At 66.6% G+C, this 24,540-nt stretch carries 26 protein-coding genes and 1 tRNA gene; 15 read left to right on the top strand and 12 right to left on the bottom strand.

The genetic code is table 11. From position 1 onward, the window contains the following. Positions 1-12 precede the first annotated feature (12 nt). Positions 13-393, bottom strand: coding sequence for a hypothetical protein (locus tag ACMGFE_RS04120; protein ID WP_436923821.1), 381 nt, complete (start codon positions 391-393; stop codon positions 13-15). A 75-nt stretch (positions 394-468) separates the two neighbouring features. Continuing rightward, the gene (gene moaA / locus ACMGFE_RS04115; RefSeq protein WP_436923820.1) at positions 469-1,548 is read right to left on the bottom strand and encodes a GTP 3',8-cyclase MoaA; all 1,080 of its coding nucleotides are present in this window, start codon (positions 1,546-1,548) and stop codon (positions 469-471) included. Between the two features lie 146 nt (positions 1,549-1,694). On the opposite strand from moaA, the gene ACMGFE_RS04110 reads away from it, so the two are divergent. After that, complete coding sequence (locus tag ACMGFE_RS04110) at positions 1,695-2,768, top strand: ArsR/SmtB family transcription factor (protein ID WP_436923819.1); 1,074 nt, start codon at positions 1,695-1,697, stop codon at positions 2,766-2,768. Positions 2,769-2,784: 16 nt separating this feature from the next. On the opposite strand, the gene ACMGFE_RS04105 is transcribed toward ACMGFE_RS04110, so the two are convergent. The 3 genes from ACMGFE_RS04105 to ACMGFE_RS04095 all read right to left on the bottom strand — a co-directional run bounded on the left by ACMGFE_RS04105 (position 2,785) and on the right by ACMGFE_RS04095 (position 4,767). Next, positions 2,785-3,513 carry an archaeal proteasome endopeptidase complex subunit alpha gene (locus ACMGFE_RS04105; RefSeq protein ID WP_436923818.1) on the bottom strand — a complete coding sequence of 243 codons (729 nt, stop codon included), beginning with the start codon at positions 3,511-3,513 and terminating at the stop codon, positions 2,785-2,787. Next, positions 3,513-4,241 (bottom strand): Ntn hydrolase family protein, encoded by a 729-nt coding sequence (locus ACMGFE_RS04100; RefSeq protein ID WP_436923817.1) that lies wholly within the window; start codon positions 4,239-4,241, stop codon positions 3,513-3,515. Before ACMGFE_RS04100 ends, ACMGFE_RS04105 begins: the two co-directional genes overlap by 1 nt. Before the next feature lie 229 nt (positions 4,242-4,470). Further along, positions 4,471-4,767 (bottom strand): hypothetical protein, encoded by a 297-nt coding sequence (locus ACMGFE_RS04095; RefSeq protein ID WP_436923816.1) that lies wholly within the window; start codon positions 4,765-4,767, stop codon positions 4,471-4,473. 520 nt (positions 4,768-5,287) lie between these two features. Between ACMGFE_RS04095 and ACMGFE_RS04090 the strand changes: the two genes are divergently transcribed. Together ACMGFE_RS04090 and ACMGFE_RS04085 are read left to right on the top strand one after the other, a co-directional pair. Further along, positions 5,288-5,653, top strand: coding sequence for a DUF6176 family protein (locus ACMGFE_RS04090; RefSeq protein ID WP_436923815.1), 366 nt, complete (start codon positions 5,288-5,290; stop codon positions 5,651-5,653). 242 nt (positions 5,654-5,895) lie between these two features. Beyond that, positions 5,896-6,939, top strand: a complete 1,044-nt coding sequence (locus tag ACMGFE_RS04085) for an Mrp/NBP35 family ATP-binding protein (protein WP_436923814.1) — start codon at positions 5,896-5,898, stop codon at positions 6,937-6,939. A 24-nt stretch (positions 6,940-6,963) separates the two neighbouring features. On the opposite strand, the gene ACMGFE_RS04080 is transcribed toward ACMGFE_RS04085, so the two are convergent. Further along, positions 6,964-9,366 (bottom strand): DUF2298 domain-containing protein, encoded by a 2,403-nt coding sequence (locus tag ACMGFE_RS04080; RefSeq protein WP_436923813.1) that lies wholly within the window; start codon positions 9,364-9,366, stop codon positions 6,964-6,966. 176 nt (positions 9,367-9,542) lie between these two features. On the opposite strand from ACMGFE_RS04080, the gene ACMGFE_RS04075 reads away from it, so the two are divergent. The 3 genes from ACMGFE_RS04075 (at position 9,543) to ACMGFE_RS04065 (ending at position 10,947) form a co-directional block, all read left to right on the top strand. Continuing rightward, positions 9,543-10,310: a glycosyltransferase gene (locus tag ACMGFE_RS04075; RefSeq protein WP_436923812.1), complete on the top strand. Its 768-nt coding sequence runs from the start codon at positions 9,543-9,545 to the stop codon at positions 10,308-10,310. Beyond that, a complete protein-coding gene (locus ACMGFE_RS04070; protein WP_436923811.1) occupies positions 10,303-10,803 on the top strand; it encodes a GtrA family protein in 501 nt (166 codons plus the stop codon). The genes ACMGFE_RS04075 and ACMGFE_RS04070 overlap by 8 nt, the downstream gene beginning before the upstream one ends. A gap of 69 nt (positions 10,804-10,872) precedes the next feature. Beyond that, a tRNA-Met gene (locus ACMGFE_RS04065) sits at positions 10,873-10,947 on the top strand. A 392-nt stretch (positions 10,948-11,339) separates the two neighbouring features. Here ACMGFE_RS04065 and ACMGFE_RS04060 read toward each other — a convergent pair. Next, entirely contained in the window at positions 11,340-11,618 is a 279-nt protein-coding gene (locus tag ACMGFE_RS04060; protein WP_436923810.1) for a HalOD1 output domain-containing protein, read from the bottom strand. Between the two features lie 612 nt (positions 11,619-12,230). Here ACMGFE_RS04060 and ACMGFE_RS04055 point away from each other — a divergent pair. After that, positions 12,231-13,055 carry a M48 family metallopeptidase gene (locus ACMGFE_RS04055; RefSeq protein ID WP_436923809.1) on the top strand — a complete coding sequence of 275 codons (825 nt, stop codon included), beginning with the start codon at positions 12,231-12,233 and terminating at the stop codon, positions 13,053-13,055. Positions 13,056-13,085: 30 nt separating this feature from the next. Then, entirely contained in the window at positions 13,086-13,325 is a 240-nt protein-coding gene (locus ACMGFE_RS04050; RefSeq protein WP_436923808.1) for a hypothetical protein, read from the top strand. Positions 13,326-13,350: 25 nt separating this feature from the next. Here the strand turns inward: ACMGFE_RS04050 and hpt are convergent, their stop codons facing one another. From hpt to ACMGFE_RS04025, 5 genes are all read right to left on the bottom strand, one after another. Continuing rightward, entirely contained in the window at positions 13,351-13,920 is a 570-nt protein-coding gene (gene hpt / locus ACMGFE_RS04045; protein ID WP_415382687.1) for a hypoxanthine/guanine phosphoribosyltransferase, read from the bottom strand. A gap of 49 nt (positions 13,921-13,969) precedes the next feature. Further along, on the bottom strand, positions 13,970-15,922 hold the full coding sequence (locus ACMGFE_RS04040; RefSeq protein WP_436923807.1) for a hypothetical protein: 1,953 nt from the start codon (positions 15,920-15,922) through the stop codon (positions 13,970-13,972). After that, positions 15,919-16,407 carry a hypothetical protein gene (locus tag ACMGFE_RS04035; protein WP_436923806.1) on the bottom strand — a complete coding sequence of 163 codons (489 nt, stop codon included), beginning with the start codon at positions 16,405-16,407 and terminating at the stop codon, positions 15,919-15,921. The genes ACMGFE_RS04040 and ACMGFE_RS04035 overlap by 4 nt, the downstream gene beginning before the upstream one ends. Before the next feature lie 99 nt (positions 16,408-16,506). After that, positions 16,507-17,085: a DUF7344 domain-containing protein gene (locus ACMGFE_RS04030; protein WP_436923805.1), complete on the bottom strand. Its 579-nt coding sequence runs from the start codon at positions 17,083-17,085 to the stop codon at positions 16,507-16,509. A 269-nt stretch (positions 17,086-17,354) separates the two neighbouring features. Then, entirely contained in the window at positions 17,355-17,825 is a 471-nt protein-coding gene (locus ACMGFE_RS04025; protein ID WP_436923804.1) for a type IV pilin domain-containing protein, read from the bottom strand. 463 nt (positions 17,826-18,288) lie between these two features. Here ACMGFE_RS04025 and mbhE point away from each other — a divergent pair, with 463 nt between their 5' ends. The 7 genes from mbhE to mnhG are packed head-to-tail and all read left to right on the top strand — an operon-like array spanning position 18,289 to position 24,534. Further along, positions 18,289-20,727 carry a hydrogen gas-evolving membrane-bound hydrogenase subunit E gene (gene mbhE, locus ACMGFE_RS04020; protein ID WP_436923803.1) on the top strand — a complete coding sequence of 813 codons (2,439 nt, stop codon included), beginning with the start codon at positions 18,289-18,291 and terminating at the stop codon, positions 20,725-20,727. Next, the gene (locus tag ACMGFE_RS04015) at positions 20,724-21,200 is read left to right on the top strand and encodes an MnhB domain-containing protein (RefSeq protein WP_436923802.1); all 477 of its coding nucleotides are present in this window, start codon (positions 20,724-20,726) and stop codon (positions 21,198-21,200) included. The genes mbhE and ACMGFE_RS04015 overlap by 4 nt, the downstream gene beginning before the upstream one ends. Then, the gene (locus ACMGFE_RS04010) at positions 21,197-21,565 is read left to right on the top strand and encodes a sodium:proton antiporter (RefSeq protein WP_436923801.1); all 369 of its coding nucleotides are present in this window, start codon (positions 21,197-21,199) and stop codon (positions 21,563-21,565) included. The genes ACMGFE_RS04015 and ACMGFE_RS04010 overlap by 4 nt, the downstream gene beginning before the upstream one ends. Then, the gene (locus ACMGFE_RS04005; protein WP_436923800.1) at positions 21,562-23,202 is read left to right on the top strand and encodes a complex I subunit 5 family protein; all 1,641 of its coding nucleotides are present in this window, start codon (positions 21,562-21,564) and stop codon (positions 23,200-23,202) included. Before ACMGFE_RS04010 ends, ACMGFE_RS04005 begins: the two co-directional genes overlap by 4 nt. Before the next feature lie 42 nt (positions 23,203-23,244). Continuing rightward, entirely contained in the window at positions 23,245-23,895 is a 651-nt protein-coding gene (locus ACMGFE_RS04000) for a Na+/H+ antiporter subunit E (protein WP_436923799.1), read from the top strand. After that, entirely contained in the window at positions 23,885-24,175 is a 291-nt protein-coding gene (locus tag ACMGFE_RS03995) for an MrpF/PhaF family protein (RefSeq protein WP_436923798.1), read from the top strand. Before ACMGFE_RS04000 ends, ACMGFE_RS03995 begins: the two co-directional genes overlap by 11 nt. Further along, positions 24,172-24,534, top strand: coding sequence for a monovalent cation/H(+) antiporter subunit G (mnhG, locus tag ACMGFE_RS03990; RefSeq protein ID WP_436923797.1), 363 nt, complete (start codon positions 24,172-24,174; stop codon positions 24,532-24,534). Before ACMGFE_RS03995 ends, mnhG begins: the two co-directional genes overlap by 4 nt. Positions 24,535-24,540 lie beyond the last annotated feature (6 nt).

The raw sequence follows: 24,540 nt of genomic DNA, 5'->3' as shown, positions 1-24,540 counted from the left end.
GTGAATCGACGGTCAGACCAGCGCCCACGCCAACGCCGTGGTCAGACCCGCGAGGGCGGCTGCCGCGACAGTGATCTTCGCCGCGTACTCGTAGTCCGCTCTGCGGTGACCGGCGTCGGACACGGTCCCGGTCCCCTCGCCGCCGGTCGCCCTGAAGTCGTACCGGTTGAGTAGCGCGAGACGGACGCAGAAACCGGTCGATGCCTGGATGACCCACTCGAAGCCGACTGCGAGCGGGACGAACACGCCGACGAGCAGCGGTTCCGGGAGATAGCCGCCAGCGACCGCACCCGCGTACCCGGCTGCAGCACCGAAGGCAGTGGCCGCGACGACGAGGCGACGCTTGCGCTGTCGCGGGCCGATGTTACACGACGCTGGCTGGTACGTGCTCACGGTGGATCGACGGGACTTGCGCAGTTGAGGGTTTTGCACGCGGCAACCAGGAGTCGACTCCGAGACCGGGACGGGTCAGTCGTCGCTCTGGACGGTCGTCTCGTCGGCGGCCGGGTCGATCTCACCGTCGTCCCCGTCCGAGACGGCGGCGTCGGTGGACTCGTCCAGATACGCCTCGTTCACGACCCACTCGCCGTCTTCCTCGACCATGTACTCGCCGTAGAAGGGGACGCGCTCGGCGACTGTCTCCCGGAACGCCTCGCGGATCTCCGGGCGCGTCATCTCGCCCATCGGGCGGAGGTCGTCGTGGCGGTTCAGACAGCCCTTGAGGTACCCTTCGTGTGTCACGCGCACGCGATGGCAGTTGGCGCAGAAGGTAGGGTTCTCCACCGGGTCGACGATCTCGACCATGCCCGCCTGGGACTCGTCGGTGGGGTCCGTCGGCGTTTCGCCCTCCGGACTCACCCAGTAGCGCCTGCGGTCGTGCATCTCGCGACGCTCGACGTGGTCGGCCTGCTCCGCGAGCCAGTCGTGGACGCGCTGGATGTCGATGGCCCACTCGGGGTGGCCGGCGATCTCCGGCATGTACTCGATGAGCTGGAGACGGAGTCCCTCGTTCTCGGCGACGTGCTCGACCATCTCGGGGACGTAGCCGGCCGTCTGCTCGAAGACGACCATGTTGAGCTTGACCGGCGCCAGCCCCGCGTCCAGCGCGGCGTCGACGCCGTCCATCACGGCGTCGTACGCGCCGGCCTGGGTCACCTGTTTGAACGTCTCCCGGTCCAGCGCGTCCTGGGAGACGTTCACGCGTTCGAGGCCCGCGTCCACGAGGGCCTCGGCGCGACCGGGTAACATCGTCCCGTTCGTGGTGAGCGACACCTCCATGCCCTCGGGCGTGCGACGGACGATCTCCTCGATGTCCTCTCGCAGGAGCGGTTCGCCGCCGGTGAACTTCACCGAGTCGACGCCGAACTCGGAGACGACCTCCAGGAACCGGACCACGTCGTCGGTCCCCATCTCGTGCTCGCGGGGCGCCATAGGGCCGCGCGTGTCGCCCAGCCCCTCGTTGTGGCAGTAGACGCAATCGAAGTTGCACCGGTCGGTCAGCGAGACCCGCACGCCGCTCACTTCCCGACCGAACTCGTCCGCGAGCATACCGACTCTTTCGGCCCGGCGGTAATAAGGCCGGTGCCCGTTCCAGGGTTTCTGCACACCCGGTCACCGACCCGCGAGACCGCCCGAACCGGCAGGAGCCGTCGCGGACGACAGGTTCAAACGCCCGTGGCACGCAGTCACACGATATGACCGCCGAGCGCCGGGACGCCGTCGGATCCACCGAGGGGCGAGCGGACGAGTCGGTGCCGCCGACCGACGCGGACGCGCCGGATCCGAGCGACGCGTTCGGCGCGCTCGGCAGCGAGACGCGCCTCGCCGTCGTTCGGTCGCTCGCCGACGACTCGCCGCGGACGTTCTCGGCGCTGTTCGACGCGACCGACGAGGACACCTCCGCCGGCTTCGCCTACCACCTCCGGCAACTCACCGACCGATTCGTCCGCCAGCGCGACGACGAGCGATACGAGTTGACCGATGCCGGTCGCTCGGTCGCACGGGCCCTCGAAGCGGGGACCCTCACCCGAAGCGTCGACCGCGACCCCATCGAACTAGACGACGACTGCCCGTTCTGCGGCGAGGCGTCCCTCGCCGCGACCGTCGCCGACAACGTCACGGCGATCACGTGTGAGCACTGCGAGTCGCCGCTACTGCGGCTGTCGCTCCCTCCGAGCGGTTACGCGAGCCGCGACGCCGAGGATCTGCCGGACGCGCTCGACGCCCACCACCGCAGGCGCATCGACTCGTTCGGTGATGGGGTCTGTCCGGCGTGTGCCGGAGCCGTCTCGACGGGGATCGAAGCGGCTTCCGTCGACGACCGGGCGACTCACGGCGACGAGGAACCCGTCCCGGTGCAGACCGCCTTCGAGTGCGAGTCCTGCGGCGCTGCACTGCGCTGTCCCGTCGCGCTCACGCTGCTGGACCACCCGGCGGTCGTCTCCTTCTATCACGACCACGACCGAGACGTGCGTGACCGACCCATCTGGAACGTGGGCAGCGAGTGGCGCGAACGCGTCGTCTCCCGCGACCCCTGGTGCGTAGTCGTCAGCGTTCGACTCGACGGCGACGACCTGATCTGCTACGTGGCCGGCGACGGACGCGTCGTCGACCACCGTCGCGCTGGTGGCGACGACTCGGACGGATCCGCGAGAACGACAGAATCGGCAGATCTCGGGGACGCGGACGCCGAGTCAGGATCCGACCGGTCGCGGGCCGGAGAGCGCACCCGGGGCGAAGAGGGCGGAACGGGCGAAGCCTCCGCCTGAACCGACTGGTTCGACCTCAGGACGCCGCCGAGAGCCCTGCGTCGTCGAGCGCACTCGCCCGCCGACCGCGGTCGAACGGTTCGAAGCCGTCGTCGTCGAGCACCGCGACGTCGATCTCCCGGGCGCTCAGCCCGTCGTCGGTCCCCTCGTCCAGCGCTGCGAGCGCGAGCGAGACACCGGCGTCGGCGTCCGATTCCGCCGCGTACTCGGCTTCGAGGTGGCTCCGGATGGCCTCGCTCCCGTCGCCGACCGCCGTCGCTCGCCACTCCGTCGGCGTCCCGGACGGATCGATCTCGTAGAGCCGAGGATCCGATTCCATCACGCCGCCGACGAGCAGCGCCGCCCCGAACGGCCGCGTTCCGCCGGTCTGCGTCGACTCCTGGATCTGGTCGGCGACGGCCTTCGCGACGGGTTCGACCGCCGGCGGCTCGCCGTAGCGCAACCGCTCGCGCTCGGCGAACTGCCGACCGTAGTCGACGAGTCGGCGCGCGTCGGCGACGTGACCCGCCGTCGCGACCCCGAGACGGCCGTCGACGTCGTGGACCTTCTCGATGCTGTCGGGTTCCATCAGCGGTGATCGGGGCCGCCCGTGGGCGGCGAAGACCACGGCGTCCTCGGTCGCCACGCCCACCGCCGGGCTCCCGCGTTTGACCGCTTCGCGCGCGTACTCGACCTGGTAGAGGCGGCCGTCGGGCGAGAATACCGTCACCCCGCGGTCGTAGGCCCGCTGGTCGTTCGACTGCATCAGGCCACCTCCCCCGCGTCGTCGGTCTCTCCACGTTCGCCGCCCGACTCCGCGGCCCCGTCGAGCGCTTCGATTTCGACGCCGTCGACCGAAATCCTCGCGACCGTCACGCCGTTCCCGCTGGCGGTGTCGCGCGCGCTCGCGGCCTCGACCGCGGCGACGGCCGTCTCGGTCGCCTCCGACCGGGTCGCGTCGGGGTCGAACCGCCCTTCGAGCACGCCGTAGGCGACCTGCATCCCGCTCCCGCCCGCGGCGTAGGCGTCTTCCATCACGCTCCCGCCGCCGTCGAGTTCGTAGACGTGCCCGCCGGTGTCGTCGACGCCACCCAGGATCGGCGCGACCGGGAGGCCACGGAGGACGTGTCCGGCAGTCCGGGAGAGCGCCTGCATGGTCATGGGTTCGCCCCGTCGGGATTGGTAGAGGCTCGCCTCCGCCCGGATCGACCGGATCGCGTCCTGCGCGGGCCCGACCGACCCCGATATCGCCAGTGCCGCACGGGGGTGTACGCGAGAGAGCTTCCTGACGTTCTTGTTGGCCGTGAACCGCCCGCCGAGGCTCATCCGCTGGTCTGCGGCCATCACGACGCCGTCGTCGGCGGCGACGGCAACGATGGTCGTCCCGGTGTCGAACGTCGGCGCATCGACGTCGGCCGTCCGGTCGGCTTCTCCGTAGTCGTCGGTCAGTTCGTGCAACGCCCCGCTCGCGGGGCCGAAGTCTGGCGGCGTCATCGACAGGGAGTCGGTGCGGGGCGAGGATATATGTTAGCTAAAAAATATTTTAGCCGCGGATCCGAACCGGTTGCTCGTTCCACTGTCGGCAGCCGAGAGGGACGCTGGGCTTTCCGCTCCCACTTCGTACCCGGTTTGGCTGGCACGTTCAGCACTCACCACGCACTCCCCTGACCCACCGACAGGACCCAGTATCCACGTCGTCAGTTACCGTCTGACGGGCGCCAGGTCAGTCCTCGATGACCGCGTCGATGGACTCGTCTAACGTGAGGACGGGCGCGACGTGTCCGTCGTGGTCTTCCCCGAACGGTGGCCCGAGAAATCCAGTGACGGCCCCGAAGCTGTCGGCTTGCATGATGAAGTAAAACTGGTGTTCGGTCGGGGTGGCGTAGGCCCCGTCGAGTTCGACGCCGTGTTCCTCCGCTCGCTGGTCTAACTGCGTGATCCATTCGACTGCTTTGTCCTGGTTTTCTTCGCGCGCCCAGCAATTATCGGGACTGTGTTCCAAGGTGGCGATGAAGCGCATTGATAACACTCAACACGCAATTTCGGCAATTAAGGCCAAAAAAATACTTGCGACAATGTAATGTGGTGGGGAGAGTTTCTGCCCCCCGCATACGTCGGGCGGAGCGAGGTGGTGCAACCGCCTCGATGATGACTGCGAAGCCGTCTCCCGTCGCCCCGGAGCAACCGGTGGTGGCGCGTCACCGGACCCCGAGGGAAACGGATGAATCACACCCACTTCGCTCGGAGTTACGGAGACGAAGTGTGGGCGAAGATGGAGTGCTCGGCCTGCTCGGGACGCTCGAGGCCCCAGATCTGGGCGACGATATCGTCTCACGGGGGCCGGTCAACTCGGTCGAGGCAGACGGCGGGGTTTCGCTCTGAATCTCGTGTTCGGTGTGGTTTGCGGACGTTCCATTGAGGGTACGTCATTTGAATCGAGTTTTCTGTCATCTTGGCGATGAACGTATCAGTGTCCAGTTCCGGGAACGTCTCGAATTGACCGAAATACAAATAAAAATGGTGTATCTCAGGCTACGTGTATGCCCACTACCAGATTATTCAAACTCCCGCTCGATCCCGACAAGATCGAACAGGTACGGGACCACTTCGCTCACCTCGAACAACGCCGAGAGACGTTTGAGCGGGGTCTCGCGTTGGAGAAAATGAACGCAGAAGCGGCGTGGCTCGACGAGAACGAGCCCGCACTGTATTACCTACACGAGGAAAGTGATGCACATCCCCCGGATATCGAGAAGTCCGACGTCGAAGACGAGGCGATTCTGGAATTGAGCCGCGAACACCACGGCTTCTTCCAGCAAGTGGCAGCAGACGGGCACGAACACCCCGACGACCTGACCGAGTTCGAGACGCTGTTTGCTGCCTCCGCCCGCGACAGAATCGAGTAATTCTGGCAGCCTCACCTGAACCGTCTGCCCGGTCGCGGACTGGGAGCGCTCGCTGTGTTCGAGCGCGCCTCGGTTCTGAGCATCCGCGCCGAACGAAGTGAGGCGCGGTTCAACCGAGCGCGAGCGTCGCGAGCGCTCGGCCTTTTTCACCCATGTTTTTGGTCGGGGGGTCGCCGCAAGCGACCCCCCGACGAAAAAGATGGGTCACAACCCTTTTCGCTCGGAGTGACGGAGACGAAAGTATGGACGAAGACGACGTGCTCGACCTGCTCGGGACGGTCGAGGACCCGGATCTGGGCGACGACATCGTCTCGCTGGGACTGGTCAACTCGGTCGACGTCTCCGAGGACGAGGTTCGCGTCTCGCTGGCGCTCGGGGCGCCGTACTCGCCGACTGAGACGGAGATGGCGGGCGCGGTCCGCGAAGCGCTGTCGGGTCTCGATCGAGCGATCGAACTCGACGCGGAGGTGGACAGCGGGCTGGTCGCCGAGGGGTCGGTCCTCCCCGGCGTCGAGAACGTCATCGCGGTGGCGTCGGGCAAGGGCGGCGTCGGCAAGAGCACAATCGCCGTCAACCTCGCGGCCGGGCTGGCCCAGCTCGGCGCTCGCGTCGGGCTGTTCGACGCCGACGTGTACGGGCCGAACGTGCCGCGCATGCTCGACGCCGACCAGCAGCCCCAGGCGACGCCCGAGGAGACGCTCGTCCCACCGGAGAAGTACGGGATGAAGCTCATGAGCATGGACTTCCTGCTCGGCGAAGACGACCCCGTGATCTGGCGGGGCCCGATGGTCCACAAGGTGTTGACCCAGCTCTGGGAGGACGTCGAGTGGGGGAGCCTCGACTACATGGTCGTCGACCTGCCGCCGGGGACCGGTGACACGCAGTTGACGCTGCTCCAGAGCGTGCCCGTCACCGGCGCCGTCATCGTGACGACGCCCCAGGGGGTCGCGATCGACGACGCGCGCAAGGGGTTAGAGATGTTCGGCGAGCACGAGACGCCCGTGCTGGGCATCGTCGAGAACATGAGTTCGTTCCGCTGCCCGGACTGCGGCAACGAGCACGCCATCTTCGGCGAGGGCGGCGGCGAGGCGTTCGCCGCCGACGCGCAGATGCCGTTCCTCGGCGAGATTCCGCTCGACCCGGCCGTCCGCGAGGGCGGCGACGCCGGCGAACCGATGGTGCTCGACGAGGACAGCGAGACGGGCGAGGCGTTCCGCTCGTTCGTCCGAACCACCGCCGACAACCAGGGGATCGTCCACCGGCGCCGCCACGCCGACACGCACTGACCGAAGTTTACTGCTGACCGGTTCTCACTCGTCTGGGTACTGAAGCTCGCTCTGCTCGACGCGATAGACCACCACGCTGTTCCACTGCTTTTCGACGCTGAGACCGGCCATCGACTCGAAGGCGGCGAGCTCCTCCTCGCTGTACTCCTGGCGCTCGTTCGTTCCGACGTAGACGTACTCTACGTCGTAGGCGTCGAGGTAGTACGCCCGTTGCTCCGCCGACCCGGTGTAGATGGTGTCGACGTCGTCGAGGCGGGCCCGGTAGACCTCGCCGCCGCGGTAGCCGACTTCGTGCGCCCACCCGGCGACCGTCGGAACGCCTGTGAGACTCGATATCGGGTTCGACCACTGGTACATCTGCGATCCGCGCCCCGGAGCGGAAGCGATGTTGGGCTGGCCGTCGAGGTCCTCGAACCACTCGATGGCGGGGTACTCCTCGGGGTGGCTCTGGTTGACGAACACGAACCCGTTCAGCGTCGGATCGTCGGGGTGGTCGTACCGGTTGATCGGCGACTCACCGCTCAGGTGCTTCGGGACGGCGAAGGCCCCGAACATCGCCGTCGCGACGACGAGGACGACCGCGAGCGCGCGAAACGCCGACTGCCAGGTGTCGCCGGAGAGCGCGAGCTCTGGCGAGTGGTTTTCGACGAGACGGGCGAGGATGGCGCCGGCGGCGACGGCCCAGAGGATCCACACGTCTGCGTACGTCTTGAACACGGTGTTCATCCGCCCGGGGCCGGCCTCCTCCTGGACGTAGACGAACTCGACGAGAACGACGATTCCCGCGCCGGCGATCAGCAGGAGCGTCTCGAACCCGACCACGTCGCGGACGCGCGCGTCGCCGTCCGACGCGGTGCCCTCGGTGGCGCTACCGGTAGCTCCACCGCCGTCCGAGACCGCACCCATCGCGGTTTCGGCCGTCCGCGAAGCGGCACGGTGAACGACGTCGGCTTGCGTCCGCAGGAGGACCCAGGCGACGACGATCATCGGACCGAAGATGGCGAGTGCGGCCGAGGAGGCGCCGAGCCAGGCGATCGCGACGCCGATCCCGAGCATCACCAGCGACTCCCCGAGGAACTCCCGGTCGACCTGCGGGACCGCGTGGCGCACGAGGTAGATCCCGAACAGCAGTGCGAACGCGCCGTGGGCGAGGAGGAGGCCGCCCAGCGAACTTTTGTCGGGGAGGAAGCCGATCGAGCGGGTACTCGCCGTCCCGAGCCAGAACGGGAGCGACCAGACGATGCCCAGCGCGACGACTACCACCGCGCCCACGAGCGCGACGACGTGGCGAACGAGTTCGCGTTGCCAGTCCTCCCGCCGGGGGATGCGCTCGCCGACCGCGCCGGGCAACAGCGACACCGGGTCGGCCGGTGCGAGCGCGAGCGTCAGGAACGTCAACCCGCCGACGGTCGGGAACGACCACGTGTTCACGACTGCGAGCAGGCCGGCGAGCGGCGGGACCGCCGCAACGACGAGCAGGAGACGCCGCGTCCGGGCCGCCGCCGGCGTTCGGTAGTAGCTGAAAAGCAGCGCCGCGACCAGCAGGACGAACGGCGTACTCATCATGTGCGCGTGCAGGTCGCCGTTGAGCCAGGCGAACAGCGGGAACTCGTTTATCGTTCCCTCGATCACGCGGCTGGCGTCCCAGTATCGGAACGCACCGGGGCCCTCCCTGCCGACTCTGCCGAGTTCGACCCCGAGGAGGCCGATGACGAACGAGGAGAGACCGTCGGGCAACAGCCAGGCGCCGAACTGGACCGCCGTCGAGATGTTGGCGGCGAATCCGGCGAAGAACGCGCCAAACGCGCCTGCGCGAACGCGGGAAACACCGCGACTCGCGGCGACCGACCCGGCCAGGCCGTAGGCGGCGGTGACGAGCATCCCGAAGAAGCCCGCGAGCGCGAGGTTGTACGCGAATCGCGCTTCGGTCCCGGTGATCTTCGTCAGCAGCGCGGCTATCAGGTGGCCGCCGTAGTAGTACTTTACCGGTCGGCCGGCGAACCACATGTCTTCGGGAGGGAGCGCGTCGGCCCGGAGGATCGACTGCAGGAGACCGAAGTCGAGGAACTTCTCACCCATCAGGGGGTGGACCCCCGCGTCGACCGCGCGGATGGCGATCATGAACAGGAACGCGACGGTGAAGACCGCGGCCGCCTCCCCGTAGCGCCGACGGTCGAACTCCGCACCCCGATAGACGGCCACCACGCTGGCGGCCGCGAGGACGGCGAGGCCGACGAGCAGTCCGGCGGTCAGCGAGACGTGCCCGACGAGGTACGCGACGACCCAGAGGACGGCGAGCGCTGTCGGGAGCGCCACGCCCGCCCCGCGGTCGGCGAGGCGGGGGAACAGTACCGCCGCCAGCGGCATCCCCACCGCCATGAAGGCGAGGTAGGCGACGAGCCACCAGAGGACCAGACCGTACTCCATTACCAGAGTGGCCGTCTCCGGAGCCTATACCTCTTGTGGACCGGTGTAGCCCGCGCTGACGAGGGCCCGAGCGGCCGCGACGACGACCGTCGGATCGCCGTAATTCGCCACGACGAGTGGCCGACGATTCCACCGTTCCGAACAGTTTTTACTCGGCGCGGTGGTCACAACTGGCAATGAGCGCGTCCGTCGGTATCGTGGTCCCCGCCTTCCGCCCCGACGTCGACCGCCTCGCCTCCTACGTCAGGTCGCTCGACGCCGAACTCGACCCCGAGACGATCCGTATCGAACTCGACGACGCCGAAGAGCGCGTTGCCACCGCTCTCGCGGACCTGCCCGCGACGGTCAGCGTCTCCCCGTACCGCCGCGGCAAGGGCGCCGCGGTCACCGCCGGCTTCGAGGCGCTCGATACCGACATCCTCGGGTTCGTCGACGCCGACGGCAGCACCGCACCCGGAGAGTTCGCAGACGTCCTCGCCGCCATCACCGACGGCGGCGCGGACGTGGCCGTCGGGTCGAGACGGCACCCGGACTCGTCGATCACCAGCCACCAGACGTTCGCCCGTCGCTTCCTCGGCGACGGGTTCGCGTGGCTCGCTCGGCGGATGCTCGACGCGGACCTCTACGACTACCAGTGCGGCGCGAAGGCGATCACGGCCGAGTCGTGGGACGCCGTCCGCCAGCACCTCTACGAACCGGGGTTCGCCTGGGACGTGGAACTCGTGGCGATGGCGGGCGCGCTGGAACTCGACGTGACGGAGGTCCCGATCACCTGGGAGGACCAGCCGGGGTCGACGGTCTCGCCCGTCCGCACCTCGATCCGGCTGGCCCGCGCGCTGGTCTCGTCGCGCCACCGGGCGAAACAGATCCGCAACAGCCGCGTGCACAACGCTATCGCCGCGACTCGCGAGGACCCGACGGCGCTGGTGGAGAAGAATGACTGACGAGAACGTGGACACGCCGGGCGACTCACAGATCGACGGGTCGAACGAGTCCCGGACGGACGCGCTCCTCTCCGGCGTTCGATTCGGCAAGTTCGTCTCGGTCGGCGCCGTCGGCGCGCTCAGCGACAACGCGATGCTGGCTCTACTGGGGCTGGGGTTCGGCGTCCCGGAACTGGCCGCCAAGGCCGTCGGTATCGAGACGGCCATCCTGGTGATGTTCATGGTCAACGAACACTGGACGTTCGCGGGCGAGGGTGCGCCAGGTGCGAGGCCGTTCCTGCGCCGCCTGGGGAAGTCACATCTCGTCCGCTCGGGCGGCTCGCTGATCCAGTTCGCCATCTACTGGGCACTCACCCAGCGTCTGGACGTCACGCTCGTCGTCTTCGACACCGACGTGTGGTTCCTCGTCGCGAGCCCGATCGCCATCGGATTCGCGATGTTCGTCAACTACGTCTTCGAGAGTCTGTTCACCTGGCAGGTCCACGAGGGCTGACCGCGCCACTAACTCACGGACGGCGAGTGAATCACAACCCTTAATGGGTGGTCGCCGGTACGAATGGGTAGCGGGATGGGATAGCCAGGAGATTCCGGCGGGCTCATAACCCGCAGATCGGTAGTTCAAATCTACCTCCCGCTATGATTTTGCCGCGAACTAAACGGCGAGCACCGCCTTGTGTGTGCTCGCCACCGTGAGCGGCAATCACTCGCGAGTAGATTTGAAGTAGGCGAGTCGAACCGCGAGCGAAGCGAGCGGTCCGTCTCGACGTAGTTCAAATCTACCTCCCGCTATTTCTGTGACCTCACACATACAGCGAGGCGTTTCATCGCCGAGCGCTCCGTGAGGTCACGAAATCGCCAGTAGATTTGAACCCTGGCAGTCGCGCGCAGCGAACGGAGTGAGCGAGCACGTCTGCCTCCGGTTCAAATCTACCTCCCGCTATGATTTTGCCGCGAACGAAACGGCTAGCAGTCACTCGGGGGTGCGCGAGCGGTGACGGGGGGTACGTCGAGGAACGTCCGATCGGGTCCTCACGCGAACGAGCGCAACTGGATGAGGCCGTCGCTCGTCACGACGACCTCGTAGCCGAGGTATTCGAAGGAGAGCGTCTTCACTGACGAGCCGCCGGCTTCGCGGAGCCCGTTGAGGATGTCGGGGTCGATGCTGTCTCTGAGCGGCGGGAGCGACTCCGGATCGCTGCCGAGCTCGTCGGCGATCGCCGTCACGACTATCGTGCCGAACTCGTCGTCACGCGAGGGGCGTGCCTCGATGACCACGTCGGTTCCACGGTCGTCGTCGAACTGGTTCATGTGTGTCTGGGTGGGTGCGCGTTACGCCGGCACGCGATGGGCCGCCCCGGGTCGCGTCGCCACTCGCGCTGGGCAACGCTTTTACCGGCGGGGGGAGAAGGTCGACATGTCCTACCAAGCGCCCTTCTCCGCGCGCTCGTTTCTCTAGCGACGGCCATACCACCGACTGGGTTATTAGCTTTATTCTGTAAACATGACAGGCTACGTGATAGTAAACGAATAGAATCGTCGCCGTCGCTCGATTGGGCGAAAACGTACAACGTTTCTCTGAACTGTAATACGCGCGGAGATAGCGAGAGAACGCTGCGGGCGGTCGGCGGTCTGTCTGCCGCGGAGTGGCCCCGAACCGCTCGGGAAGCCCAGTTTCCACGCCACCGCGGCCGGCAGGAAACGCGGGTGGGTCGAGGCCGGGAACGGTCGCGCGCGCTCTTCGAGGACGAGAGTCCAGGGAGACAGATCGCTCGGAACGACTGCCGGGTCGGCGACACGAACGGCCCGGGCGGGCACGCTCCGGCGAATATGATGCGATAGCCACAGGTAGAGAGGGGGTTTCGACGGTTTAGTGAGGACGATCCCGTGGTTCTTTGTGGGAAGATGGAGGAAGCGACGGGTATGCGCCACCCAAGTCTGGTCGCGCGGATGGCGGTCGTCGGATCGATCCTGTTCGCGTTCTACGCAGTGGCAGCCGTCGTCGCCATGGGCGCGTTCGGGGCACCGCTGTGGCTCGTCCTGGTCGGGAGCGTCCTGTTCGTTGGCGTCCAGTACAAGGTCGGCAAGTGGGCCGCCGTCCGGAGCGTCGGCGCCGAAGATCTCCCGGAGGACCGATACCCGGAGATCCACCGCCAGGTCGAATCGCTGTGCGAGGAGATGGGTATCGAGAAGCCGCGGCTGATGATCGCGCGGATGGGCGTCCCCAACGCCTTCGCCGTCGGCCGGAAGGGCGCGGGAACGGTCGTCGTCTCCGAGGTACTCATCCGGACGCTGGACGGCGACGAGGTCGAGGGTGTGCTCGCGCACGAACTGGCCCACATCGGCAATCGCGACGTCGTGATGATGGTGCTCGGCCAGGGGATCGCGTCGATCGTCGCCATCGTCGCCCAGTGGGCAGTCCTGCTGACGGGCGACAACGACATCGCCGACTTCTTCCTGGCCATCGTCGTCGGCCAGGTCGTCCAGCTGTTCGTCATGCTGTTCGTCTTCGCCATCTCGCGGTACCGCGAGTACGTGGCCGACAGCGACGCGGCGGGAGCGATCGGGTCCGGCGAACCGCTCGCCCGCGCGCTGGAGAAGATAAGCCGCGGCAACGAGCGAGCGAGCGACTCCGCGGTGGACGAGCAGGTAAACGCGCTGTGTATCTCCGGCCAGGACCGCGGACTCGCGCGCCTGTTCGCCACGCACCCGCCGATCGAGAAACGCATCGACCGCCTGCGGAACTGACCAGTGACCGTACGGGAGAGCGAGTGACAGATGGACTATCGCACACTGCTCGCGGCCGTGCTCGGGATCGGCCTCGGCGTCGTCCTCGTCGCGACACCGGAATCACTCGTCCGCGCGCACACGACGGGGCGAGTCCCCGGCGAGCGGGGAGGGAGATACGGGACCGACTCGGCGCTCGACGACAGGACGCGGCGACTCGTCCAGGCCCTCGGCGTGGCGTTGATACTCGCGGGGCTGTACTTCGGCGCCGTTACGGCCGCGACGCTGTGAACGGCCGGAGAGCGGGGACGATCGGTCAGTCGTCGCCCTGTTCGTCGACGATGACGACTTCGCCGTCCTCGACGACGACGTTGATGAGCGTCTTGGCCTCGTAGCCCGCGTCGGCGAGCTTGTTCTGGCCGTCGTCTTTCTTGATCACGCAGACGATGTCGACGATGTCGGCGCCGATCTCTTCGAGCGCGCCGGTGATCCCCGAGAGCGTGCCCCCGGTCGAGAGCACGTCGTCGAGGACGAGCACGCGGTCGCCCTCGTAGACGTCGTTGACGTACATCTCGGACTCGGAGTAGCCGGTCACCTGTGAAAGCGCGACTTCCCCCTCCAGTCCGTACTGGCGCTTGCGGACGACGACGATGGGGATGTCGGTCATCAGGGAGACGGCGGTGGATATGTGGATGCCCATCGCGGCGGGCGTGACGATCTTGTCGACGTTCTCGAGTTCGGCTTTGCGGATGATCTTGATGACGATCTCGCGGAGCAGTTCCGGCCGGAGCATCGGCACCCCGTCGCTGATCGGGTGGACGAAGTAGTGATACCCCTCTTTCTCGACGATCGGGGCGTCCAACAGCGACTGCTTCAGACGATTCATGCTCGTTGAATCGAAACCCGTCGGGAAAAGCCTGACTAGCTTGGTCGGATCACGCCGTCGACAGCAGGTCGGCGAGCCAGTCCACCATCGGAAGCGCGTACGGACCGTATTGGAAGTAGACGAGCGCCGAGAGCACGACGAGATTCGTCCCCAGCGCGGCCGCGAGTGCGCCGACGACGGCCGTGGCTCTGTCGAAGCGTTCGTCGAAGGCGCTCGCCGTCGCCACCAGCGCGAACGAAGCTGCGACGACGAGCCCGACGACAGCGTGTAACTGGAGCGCCCCGCCTCGACCGATAGCGGTGGCAGTCACCGCGACGAAAAGCAGTTGAGCGCCGATGAGGACCCCAACTAGATACGTCCACAGAGCTGTGAGACCGTGGGTACCGAGAGCACGACGGATCTGGCTCTGTCGAACGACACCGTAGACTGCCAGTGGGTAAAGCGGGAGGAGATAGCGGACAGTGACCTGCGCGTGGAGCGGCAGCCGATGGATGTAAACCAGGAAAAATAGGAGTGCCGAGACGGCGACAAGCGCGTCGGTGGCTCTTGCAGGCGATCGACGAAGAGTGCGCGCCAGGTCGGCTATCCGTACCGGGCGAACTCGTTCGAGCCCGCTGAATCGCCCTACGACGAGTCGGTTAGCCGCGATTCCGACGATCCCGACGACGCCGGTGACGAAGGGCGCCGATTCGACGATCGTGAGGTTGATCGCTTGCTGATTGTCGTGCGAACCCACTGACGAGATGTATCCTGCTCGGACGAACGTCTGATACACGTCGCCCGGCCGGTTGACCGTCGCGTGGAGACCCTGGACGAACGGACCGAAAATGAGTTCCAGTCGCTGCGTGATCTCGTTGACCGGTCCACTGAGCACCGGTGGCAACAGCCCAGATCCCCCGCCACCGCCACCACCGCTGGCACCGCCCGAACCGGACCCAGAGCTGAACGTCGAATCACCAGAGAACTCGCCGAACTGATCGAGCATCCGCGGCGGCCGCACCGGGTCGCCCGAGATGAGCACGTTCGTCAGGAAAAACGGGAGCATCGACACTGTGAACGCCGCGGCGACGAACGTGAGCGTCCGCAGGTCGTTCGACGGCGCTGTCGGCACGTCGACTAGCACGAGTACAAGGAAGACGACGAACCCCTCACCCGCGTGTATCCAGGTCAACAGACCAACCAGTGCGTACGCGAGTCCGCGAAATCCGGTCTGAGAGAGTAACGCGTCGTCGGCCGACTCCTCGCGACTCCGGTAGAAAGCGTAGACGACGCCGATCAATAGCGCGACGACGTACACGTGGCGCTTCGGAATCGTAGCCCAGAATCCGACCGGCGTAGCGAGCACGATACTCACCGCCGCTCCGACGCCCGCTCGACGGTCGTGCATTCGAGCGAGTACCCGATAGCCCGTGCTCGCTGCGAATGCCGTCGCAACGAGCGCGCTGAGCTGTAGCGCTGCGAGCGGTACCAGGTCCGGTGAGAGCGGTTCGGCAAGGCGAGCATTGAGGAAGAACGTCGATAGCGCCGCTCCCGCACCGATAACGACCATGAGTGGCCGGTGATCGGTCAGCCGGCCGATCTGTACCGCCAGCGCGAGTAACAGCAGCGACCAGAGCGCAGGGAGGATGAGCCCGGGATCAGCAACCGACAGCGTGAGTCGAAGCGCCCAGAAGAACGGGACCGCGAACGCGACTTGCCCGTAGTTGCGGCCGTACGTCTCCCCGTCGTGGATCTGCATTCCGGGTGCTTCCAACGTGCCGTAGAGCGCTTCGTCGACGATCAAATGGCCGTCGGCGAGTGCGACAAGTGTATTGGCCGGCGTGTAATTGTCAGTTATGAAGAATCCTATCCGCCACGTGAGACCGAACACCACGAGCGTCCCGAGAAAGATGACGAGTCCAAGGCGGTCCCCGACCGCCGCTCTGACGAGCGCCTGGGAGATGTTGCGGATTCGCTGTTGTGAGAATGAGAGGTCGACCTGCCGTTCGCGATTGAGGTTCATTCAGACACCTCCACGCCGATCGACTCGTTGTAGAGAACCGACTTCCCGTCGCTTGAACGCATGACGATCGAAAGTTCGCCCTCATACACCTTACCCGGCGTGACGTCTTCGGAGAACGTGTCGGTCCGCAAAGAGAGTGCGATCCAACCTGTCCGTTCCTCGCTCAAGAAGTGCGTCGTCGATCGCGAGTAACCGAACTCAGGGATTTCGACGCCGTACGCGACGGTCGGTTTCCCCGAGATCGACGCGACGTGGATTCGCGCGTCAGGGACGTTGAGATAGTAGGTCTCGGACTGGTACTCGCGTTCGATAGAGACGGACGAGGGTGCGCCGATCCGGTCGACGGTGGCGTTACCCTCGCCGAGGCCGGCCATGTCGTAGCGGGGCGTCGTCAGGTCGACGAGTCCAATCGCGGGCCCGGAGACGAGTGTGATACCGAGGATCACCATAACGGTCGCGTACACCAGTGCCCGCGGCCGATTCATTGACGAATCACCAGCTCGGACCGATTTAAACCCGTTGGCCGCTGCCGAGCAGCGCCGTCAAAAAGGAGACGGAAGAAACAGGATACAGACATCGGACTGCTAGCGATCGATCTCGTCTGGCGCGTACCCGTCGTCACCGAGTTGCATGTCGGCGCCGCTGTACGTGTGGTACGCGGCGGCCGCGGTGAACGTCGCGGCGATAACTGTCGCCCACTCCAGCGGCGTGAGAAGTGTGAGCGGGAACAGTTCCGTCCACAGGGCTACGACGATGGCGCAACTGATCGACCCGAGCGAGAGGTAGAACTCCCGCCAGGGGAATTCGGACCCGGGAACGATCTCCAGATAGACGGTCAACTCTTCCGTGTACGGCGTGCGCGTCACGATGTTCTCGTCGGCATCGTACTCGACGATCCCGGCCTCCTCCATCTTGCAGAGGTGTGTCTGCTGGAGCGTCGTGTAGACGCGCTTTTTCTGGTCGTTGGTCACCTCGTCGACGGGCGTCTGGTACTCCCAGGCGGCGACCTGCGTAGCGAGGTCGCTCAGTTCGACCGGCTCCTCGAACCGCTTGAGATACTCGAGAACGTATCGGCGCCGCTGGTTCTGCAGGACGTCGAATATCTCGCCCTTCGACAGCTCTCCGTCCCCGTGCGTCGGAAGTCGTCTCGTCTGATTACTCATTGTGTCGAACCCCTTTTGGCAGGCGGAACCCCCACCGCCCGTTCCCGTGGATGATGTGAGTTAGATTGCTCATCCGCTAAGACTGTTTCGGAGAGCGTGCCGAACGCTCCCATTCCCGACAGGCCCCGACGAGCGAAGGGGGCGAATTCGGCACCCGTAGTATTAGTTCCGAGACTCACGAGACCGAGTAACGATATCAAAGGTGAAATGAGGCGATCCGCTAGCCGCACGGCGGCTCGTCGTCCGGACTGCGGAAGATATCGATCCGTTCAGGCGGTCGGGCCAGTCCACTCCTTCAGCGTCGAGGAGCTGTCGCCGGCCGAACTCTGCCAGACGATCCGGGCTTCAGCGTCGGAGTCGACGGCAGCTACACTTGCAGACATACCGGCCTGAACATCTGAAGTCGCCCCAACTCCGGTGGCGTAGGTGTCCCAGGTGTCACCGAAGTTTGCCGGTGAACCTGCGCCGTAAGTACCGTCAGAGCCCCGAACGTAGAGGTTCTGAGCCTGGATCGTTTCACCGCCGTCGTGCGTGATCTCTAGCGGTGCTTCGTTGCCTGCTTCGCCGTTCCACTCGAAGCTGAACGATGCCTGGGGAGTCGTGTTACTAACCTGATCGCCGAGTCCGAGGACGAACGTCGCGATAACGGCCGCGAGGATGACCGTGATCGCGACCATCAGGATGACGCCGATGACCGGCGACACCGCGTCGTCGTCCGCGAAGAGTTGGTTGAGTTGCATTGTTGTGTCGTCACGCCCGATGCGTGGGGCCGAATCCCCGGTCTCGCCACCGACCGGACACCGCGTCCGGCATCGACGGCGATCGGTGCGTGTCATTTACGGGTCGCCTAGCGCCGTACATAAGCGTCACTACCGTATTATCAAAATCGTAAATTCAAGGGAGTGCTTCGAGGTATCAAATATGAATTTCACGAGTATCACTGCCGTTGAATCGGAGAACTGGGCCCGGAGACCGCAAGGAAATGGTTCTATTGTTGTTTTACTAATGCGTATGCGTAAATTGTAGACAGTTCGAACAGAGTTGCGTTATCTGAAGTTGAAACGAGTATAGCGACCGATCGTATCTGACAGTTACTATTTCACCGGATCATTCGTCGGTTTGCCGTCATAATCCGGCTGCTGGAAGGGGACTCGGTCGGCGAAGTTGAGAACCATTAAGTCGCATCTCGGCCGAGAGACGCGTGTGCAACCGAGTCCGTCCGCGCTCCTGTCGTTGATGGCACTGCCGTTTCTCGGTGCGGCGCTCGCTCCCCTGGTGTATCGGGTGCTCGGCGAGCGGACGGCCTACTTCGCCGCGGCCGTCGCAGCGGCGTCGCTCGCGCTCGTCGGTAGCCTGTACGGGACCCACGGGACGGTCGTCGTCCCCTGGATCCCGGCCTACGACGTCTCGCTCGCGTTCTACGTCGACGGCCTGGCTCTGCTGATCGGCACGCTGGCCACCGGCGTCGGCGTCCTCGTGTTCACCTACTCCGGCGGCTACATGCACGGCGAGCCCGGCCAGGCGAAGTACTACGCGACGCTGCTCGCGTTCATGGGGTCGATGCTCGGCGTCGCGTTCGCGGCCGACCTGATCGCCCTGTTCGTCTTCTGGGAACTTACGAGCGTCTCGTCGTTCCTGCTGATCGGTCACTACCAGGACGCCGACGCCTCCCAGTACGCCGCGCGCAAGTCGATGCTGATCACCGTCGCCGGCGGCCTGTTCATGCTCGTCGGCTTCCTCCTGCTCCACGTGGTCGCGACGGGCGTCCCCGGCGTCGACTCGGCGTTTCGACTCGCCGGCGAGGGCTCGATACTCGCGAACGCGGAACCGATGGTCGGCGCCCTCCGCGCGCAGGGGCTGTTCGTACCGGTCCTCCTGCTCGTCGGTATCGGCGCCGCGACCAAGTCCGCGCAGATCCCTTTCCACATCTGGCTGCCCAACGCGATGGAGGCCCCCACTCCCGTCTCCGCGTTCCTCCACTCCGCGACGATGGTCAAAGCGGGCGTCTACCTCGTCGGCCGCTTCCGCCCGCTGCTCGTGACGGACGAGTGGACGCTCGTCTTCGGGATCCTCGGCCTCGCGACGATGACCGTGACCGCGATCCTCGCGGTGGCGGCCAGCGACATCAAGGAACTGCTGGCGTACTCGACGGCCTCGCACCTCGGCCTCATCGTCGCCGGCTACGGGATGTCCGGTTATCTCGGCGCGGAGACCGGCGCATTCCACATCCTCAACCACGCGCTGTTCAAGGCCGCTTTGTTCCTCGTGGCCGGCATCGTCGCCCACGAGGCCGGCACGCGCGCCATCGACGAACTCGGCGGCCTCGCCGAAGATCTCCCGGTAACGGCCGGGATCACGGTCGTCGCCGCGCTCGGCATGGCTGGCGTCCCGCCGTTCAACGGCTTCTACTCCAAGGAGTTCCTCTTCCACGCCGTCTACGCGACAGCCGAGCAGTTCGTCGCAAGCGGCGGATCCCCGCTCTGGTGGCTCCTCCCAGCCGTCGCCGTCTTTGGAAGCATCTTCACGTTCCTGTACTCCATCCGGTTCCTGATGCTCTTTTTCGGCGACAAGCCCGACGCGCTCGGTGAAGTCCACGCGCCTCCGCTCGCGATGACGGCCCCGGCGTTCGTGCTCGGCGCGCTCGCGCTGCTGGTCGGACTCGGGGGCGTCGCCGCCACCTTCGGATACCACGGCTGGCCGATACACGGCCTCGAAACGTTCGTGGAGGGAGTCATGGAGAGTTCGCTCGCTCACGGGGGTGACGGTGAGCACGGCTTCTCGTATTACCTGCCGACCGAGGTCTCCCCGTGGCTGATCATGAGCGCGGTCACCATCGGCGTCGGCGCAGTGCTCTACCCGTTCTTCGACACCGTCCGCGACGGCGTGCGCGCCGTCCGGAGCGTCGACCCGCTCCGGCCGAACTGGTACTACGACGGCACCACCGAGTGGCTCGACCGCTCGTCGGCGATCGACGTGATCCAGACCGGGGATCTCCGCACGTACGCGGCCGCGCTCTCGCTGGCGCTCGCGGGGCTCGCCCTCGGCGCCTACGCCGCCGCCAGCGTGGCGGTCCCGGACGTCGTCTACGCGGGCCTCGAACCCGCGCTCGTCGTGGTCCTCGGCGTCGCGGTCGTCGGCGCCCTCGCGGTCGCCGCGGCGCCCTCGCACATCTCCGGCGTTCTCACCCTCTCCATCGTCGGGTTCATGGTCGCCATCTTCTACATCCTCGGGAGCGCGCCGGACCTGGCGCTCACGCAGCTGGTCATCGAGACGCTCGTGCTCGTCATCTTCCTGCTCGTGCTCGACAAGCTCCCGGCGTTCTACGGCACGGTCGACAGGCTCAAGGCGGCCCGCGACGCGGTCGTCGCGGGCGCGGTCGGGCTCACCGTCTCCGTGACGGTGTTGCTCTCGACGGCCGCCGGTCCCGACGACGTGATCGCCCAGTACTTCGTCGCCAACGGCGGCGTCCCGGCCGAACACGATCCGATATTCGTCAACGCCGGCGGGGGCGGCAACATCGTCAACGTCATCCTCGTGGACTTCCGCGCGTTCGACACCCTCGGGGAGATATCGGTGGTGGCGATGGCCGCGCTGTCGGTCATCACGCTCATCGCCATGCGGGAACGAGGTGAACTCCAGTGAGTCTCGACAGGCAACCGACGGTCATCGCACGCACCGTGACGCGACTGGTCGTCCCGCTCATCCTGGTGACGGCGTTCGCCCTGCTGTTCCAGGGGCACAACCTGCCGGGCGGCGGCTTCATCGCCGGCGTCCTGACGGTAACGGCGTTCGCCCTCGTGTACATCATCTTCGGCCTCGACTACCTGGAGGCCGAACTGCTCGACCGCAACCCCGGGACCCGCTACGAGACCGAGTCCGGCATCATCCGCGAGTACGGCACCGTCTTCGCCCTCGGCCTCGCCGTCGCCGCCGGGAGCGGGATCGCAGCCATCGCGCTGGGCTACCCGTTCCTGACCCAGGCGGTCGCCTTCGTCGAACCCCTGCCGGTCTACGGGTACCTGGAGGTCGCCTCGGCGCTCGCGTTCGACCTCGGGGTGTACGCGGTCGTCGTCGGGGCGCTCCTGACGATCCTCGCGGAGGTGGGCGCGGAATGACCCAGGTCATCCTCGCCGGCGTACTCGGGCTCCTGTTCGCACTCGGGACCTACCTGATTCTGCGCAGGGACGTGGTCCGGGTGGTCTGGGGCGTCTCGATCATCAGCCAGGCCGCGAACGTCTATCTCGTCACGATGGGCGGGCTCACCGGCCAGTCGCCGATCCTCGGCCACGGCGGCGAGCACCCTGTCGCCTGCTCCGTGCCCGACGCGGGCGCGAACTGCGTGACCGACCCGCTCGTCCAGGCGCTCGTGCTGACGGCCATCGTCATCGGCTTCGGGACGACCGCGTTCGCGCTCGTCCTCACCTACCGCCTCTACGAGGAGCACGGCACGCTCGACCTCGGGGAGGTGACCGTCGAATGAGCGCCGATCTGGCCGTCTCGACGACGCACGTCGTCGTCGCGCCGATGCTCGTCGCGCTCGTCACGGCGGTCGTGACCCTCGGGACTCGTCGGTACGACCGCCTCCAGCGGGCCCTCAGCCTGCTCGGCGTCGGCGCCTACGCGGTCTTCGTCGCCGTCCTCGCCGACCGCGTGCTTCGCGGCGGGACGCTGACCTACCAGCTGTCGGCCTGGCCGGCACCGTTCGGTATCTCGCTGGTGGCCGACGCGCTCGCGGTGTTCATGCTCGCGCTCGCGGCGCTCGTGACGGTCGCGATCCTCGTGTTCTCGGTCGCGTACGTCGGCGACCAGGGCCAGCGGGTCTCCTATCACCCGCTGTTTCACTTCATGCTGCTGGGCGTCTCCGGCTCCTTCCTCACCGGCGACGTCTTCAACCTCTTCGTCTGGTTCGAGGTGATGCTCATGCCGAGTTACGTGTTCGTCGCCTTCTACAGCGGCCCGCGCCAGACCGCCGCGGCCCTGCAGTACACCGTCCTGAACCTCGTCGGCAGCGCGCTCATGCTCGTCGCCATCGGCGGCCTCTACGCGACGACGGGGACGCTCAACATGGCCGACATCGCCCGCCGGCTCGCCGACCCAGCGGCGTTCGGGATCGACCCCGCACCCGTCCTGGGGCTGTCGGCCATCCTGTTCATCGTCTTCGCGCTGAAGGCGGGGATCGTCCCCTTCCAGTTCTGGGTGCCGCCCGCCTACCGCGCGGCGCCCGCGCCGATCTCCGCGTTCCTGGCCGGCGTCACCAAGAAAGTGGGCGTCTACGCCATCGTCCGCCTGTACTTCACGGTGTTCGCGGCCGGAACCATCGAGGGCGGCCTGGGCCTGCCCGGCCTCTCGGGCGAGTCGTTCCTCGCCTTCTTCGGACCGGTCCTCTTCCTGATGGCGCTGGCGAGCATGCTCGTCGGCGGGATCGGCGCGGTAAGCCGCGGGAACCTCGACGACGTGTTCGCCTACTCCAGCATCGGCCAGGTCGGGTTCATCGTCCTGCCGCTGGCGGTCGTCGCGACAGTGGGCGACCACTCGCTCGGGGCGACGGCGACCGACCTGCAGGTGCTCGGGATCGTGGCCGCGCTCGTCTACTCGCTCAACCACGCCGTCGCGAAGTCGCTACTGTTCATGGTCAGCGGCGCCGTCTTCGACGCGACCGGGACGATCGAACTCGACCAGATCGGCGGGCTGACCACCAGGTTCCCCGTCCTCTCGGGATCCTTCTTCGTCGGCTCGCTCGCGTTGATCGGCATCCCGCCGCTGTCGGGCTTCTTCGGCAAGCTCCTCGTGTTCGACACCGGCGGTCGGGCGCTCGCGGCGGGGGCGCCCGGCGCCGGGATCGCGCTCGCCGGTGCGCTCGTCGGCGCGATATTCACCATCGCCTACCTCTCGCGGGCGTGGACGAGAGGCTTCTGGGGCGGCGTCACCCCGGTCGTCGAGCACGGCGAACGGTCGGCCGTCCTCGTCGGCGTCGTCGCCACGCTCGCGCTGGTCGTCGTCGCCATCGGCGTCGGGTTCGACCCGGTCTACGGGTTCGCGGAGTCCGCCGCGGAGGCCGCGCTCGACACCGAGGGCTACGTCGAGGCAGTCGATCCAGGGGTGGTCGCCCATGAGTGACCGAACGCAGCCCTCTTCGGTGCGGCCGCGGGAGGGAGAGGCATGAGACGCTGGATCGGCGTCGGCGTCGGCCTCGCCGTCGCCTGGCTGTTCGTCCGCGGCGTCACGCCGGAGGTCCTCGTCGGCGAGTTCCTCATCGGCCTCGCGATCGGGATGCCCATCGCCTTCGCCTTCCGGCGCTTTTACCTGCCGGAGCTGGCCGTGGGCGAGCGGCTCCGCGGTCTCCCGTACGCCGGCATCTACCTCGCACTCTTCCTGTGGGAACTGCTGACCGCGAACGTCGACGTCGCCTATCGCGTCCTGGCGCCGTCGATGCCCATCGAGCCCGACGTGATCGAGTTGCCACTCAGGGTCGAGACCGACCTCGCGATCACGACCATCGCCAACAGCATCACGCTCACGCCGGGGACGCTGGCGATGGACTACGACGACGAACGAAACACCCTGTACGTCCACGCCATCGACGGCCGCGACCACGAGTCCGTAATCGATCCCATCCGCTCCTGGGAGGACTACGCGCTCCGGATCTTCGACGAGGAACGCGATCCGGGGGACCCCATCCCGGATCCGGACGCCGTGCCCGCCGAGGCGGACGGCTCGACCGCGGACGATGGCGTCGACGAAGCCGGCGCGACGAGCACGGTCGCCGGAGAGCGACCGGCCGACGCGGGAGGTGAGACCGATGGCGAGTGAACTCCCCGCGTTCCTGGAGACGGCGGTCTTCGGCGGCCTCCTCCTCGCGACCGCCGTGACGCTCCTCGCCGGCTACCGCGTCATCTGGGGGCCGACCGTCCCCGACCGCGTCGTGGGGCTGGACACCATCGGGACGAACGTCGTCGCCATCGCGGCGCTGTTCGCGCTCCAGACCGGCGAGAGCCTGTTCGTCACGGTGAGCCTCGTCCTCGCCATCATCGGCTTCATCAGCACCATCGCCGTCGCGCGCTTCGTCACGGAAGGTGACATCATCGAATGATCTCGACAGTCCAGGCCGTCGTCGTGACCGCGCTCGTCGTCGTCGGGAGCTTCTTCCTCCTCGTGGGGACGGTCGGGCTCCTGCGACTCCCGAACGTCTACAACCGGATGCACGCCACGAGCAAGGCCGCCACGCTCGGCGCCTCGTCGATCCTGCTCGCCACCGCCGTCTACTACGGCCCCGCCGGGGACGCCCTCACTTCGCTGGTCGGCATCGTCTTCCTGTTCTTCACGGCGCCGACGGGCGCGCACGTCATCTCGCGGGCGGCCCAGAAGATGGGCGTCCCGTTCCTCGAGGGCGCCGACTGGCCCGCGACCGTCCCGATGCGCGACGAAGACGCCCCCAGCGACGACGACTGAACCACT

It is taken from the genome of Halosimplex amylolyticum, from assembly GCF_051414035.1.
GTDB classification, from domain to species: Archaea; Halobacteriota; Halobacteria; order Halobacteriales; family Haloarculaceae; genus Halosimplex; species Halosimplex amylolyticum.
Note: the sequence above shows the minus strand (reverse complement) of the source record. Positions and strands in the feature narration are given on the sequence as shown.

Coding starts and splice junctions, on each gene's coding strand:
- ACMGFE_RS04080 (WP_436923813.1), bottom strand. CDS start 9,366: ATGGAGTACGGTCTGGTCCTCTGGTGGCTCGTCGCCTACCTCGCCTTC.
- moaA (WP_436923820.1), bottom strand. CDS start 1,548: ATGCTCGCGGACGAGTTCGGTCGGGAAGTGAGCGGCGTGCGGGTCTCG.
- ACMGFE_RS04085 (WP_436923814.1), top strand. CDS start 5,896: ATGGACGAAGACGACGTGCTCGACCTGCTCGGGACGGTCGAGGACCCG.
- ACMGFE_RS04075 (WP_436923812.1), top strand. CDS start 9,543: ATGAGCGCGTCCGTCGGTATCGTGGTCCCCGCCTTCCGCCCCGACGTC.
- ACMGFE_RS04110 (WP_436923819.1), top strand. CDS start 1,695: ATGACCGCCGAGCGCCGGGACGCCGTCGGATCCACCGAGGGGCGAGCG.
- ACMGFE_RS04070 (WP_436923811.1), top strand. CDS start 10,303: ATGACTGACGAGAACGTGGACACGCCGGGCGACTCACAGATCGACGGG.
- ACMGFE_RS04090 (WP_436923815.1), top strand. CDS start 5,288: ATGCCCACTACCAGATTATTCAAACTCCCGCTCGATCCCGACAAGATC.
- hpt (WP_415382687.1), bottom strand. CDS start 13,920: ATGAATCGTCTGAAGCAGTCGCTGTTGGACGCCCCGATCGTCGAGAAA.
- ACMGFE_RS04055 (WP_436923809.1), top strand. CDS start 12,231: ATGCGCCACCCAAGTCTGGTCGCGCGGATGGCGGTCGTCGGATCGATC.
- ACMGFE_RS04005 (WP_436923800.1), top strand. CDS start 21,562: ATGAGCGCCGATCTGGCCGTCTCGACGACGCACGTCGTCGTCGCGCCG.
- mnhG (WP_436923797.1), top strand. CDS start 24,172: ATGATCTCGACAGTCCAGGCCGTCGTCGTGACCGCGCTCGTCGTCGTC.
- ACMGFE_RS04105 (WP_436923818.1), bottom strand. CDS start 3,513: ATGCAGTCGAACGACCAGCGGGCCTACGACCGCGGGGTGACGGTATTC.
- ACMGFE_RS04100 (WP_436923817.1), bottom strand. CDS start 4,241: ATGACGCCGCCAGACTTCGGCCCCGCGAGCGGGGCGTTGCACGAACTG.
- ACMGFE_RS03995 (WP_436923798.1), top strand. CDS start 23,885: ATGGCGAGTGAACTCCCCGCGTTCCTGGAGACGGCGGTCTTCGGCGGC.
- ACMGFE_RS04040 (WP_436923807.1), bottom strand. CDS start 15,922: ATGAACCTCAATCGCGAACGGCAGGTCGACCTCTCATTCTCACAACAG.
- ACMGFE_RS04000 (WP_436923799.1), top strand. CDS start 23,245: ATGAGACGCTGGATCGGCGTCGGCGTCGGCCTCGCCGTCGCCTGGCTG.
- ACMGFE_RS04025 (WP_436923804.1), bottom strand. CDS start 17,825: ATGCAACTCAACCAACTCTTCGCGGACGACGACGCGGTGTCGCCGGTC.
- ACMGFE_RS04050 (WP_436923808.1), top strand. CDS start 13,086: ATGGACTATCGCACACTGCTCGCGGCCGTGCTCGGGATCGGCCTCGGC.
- ACMGFE_RS04060 (WP_436923810.1), bottom strand. CDS start 11,618: ATGAACCAGTTCGACGACGACCGTGGAACCGACGTGGTCATCGAGGCA.
- ACMGFE_RS04035 (WP_436923806.1), bottom strand. CDS start 16,407: ATGAATCGGCCGCGGGCACTGGTGTACGCGACCGTTATGGTGATCCTC.
- ACMGFE_RS04030 (WP_436923805.1), bottom strand. CDS start 17,085: ATGAGTAATCAGACGAGACGACTTCCGACGCACGGGGACGGAGAGCTG.
- ACMGFE_RS04095 (WP_436923816.1), bottom strand. CDS start 4,767: ATGCGCTTCATCGCCACCTTGGAACACAGTCCCGATAATTGCTGGGCG.
- ACMGFE_RS04010 (WP_436923801.1), top strand. CDS start 21,197: ATGACCCAGGTCATCCTCGCCGGCGTACTCGGGCTCCTGTTCGCACTC.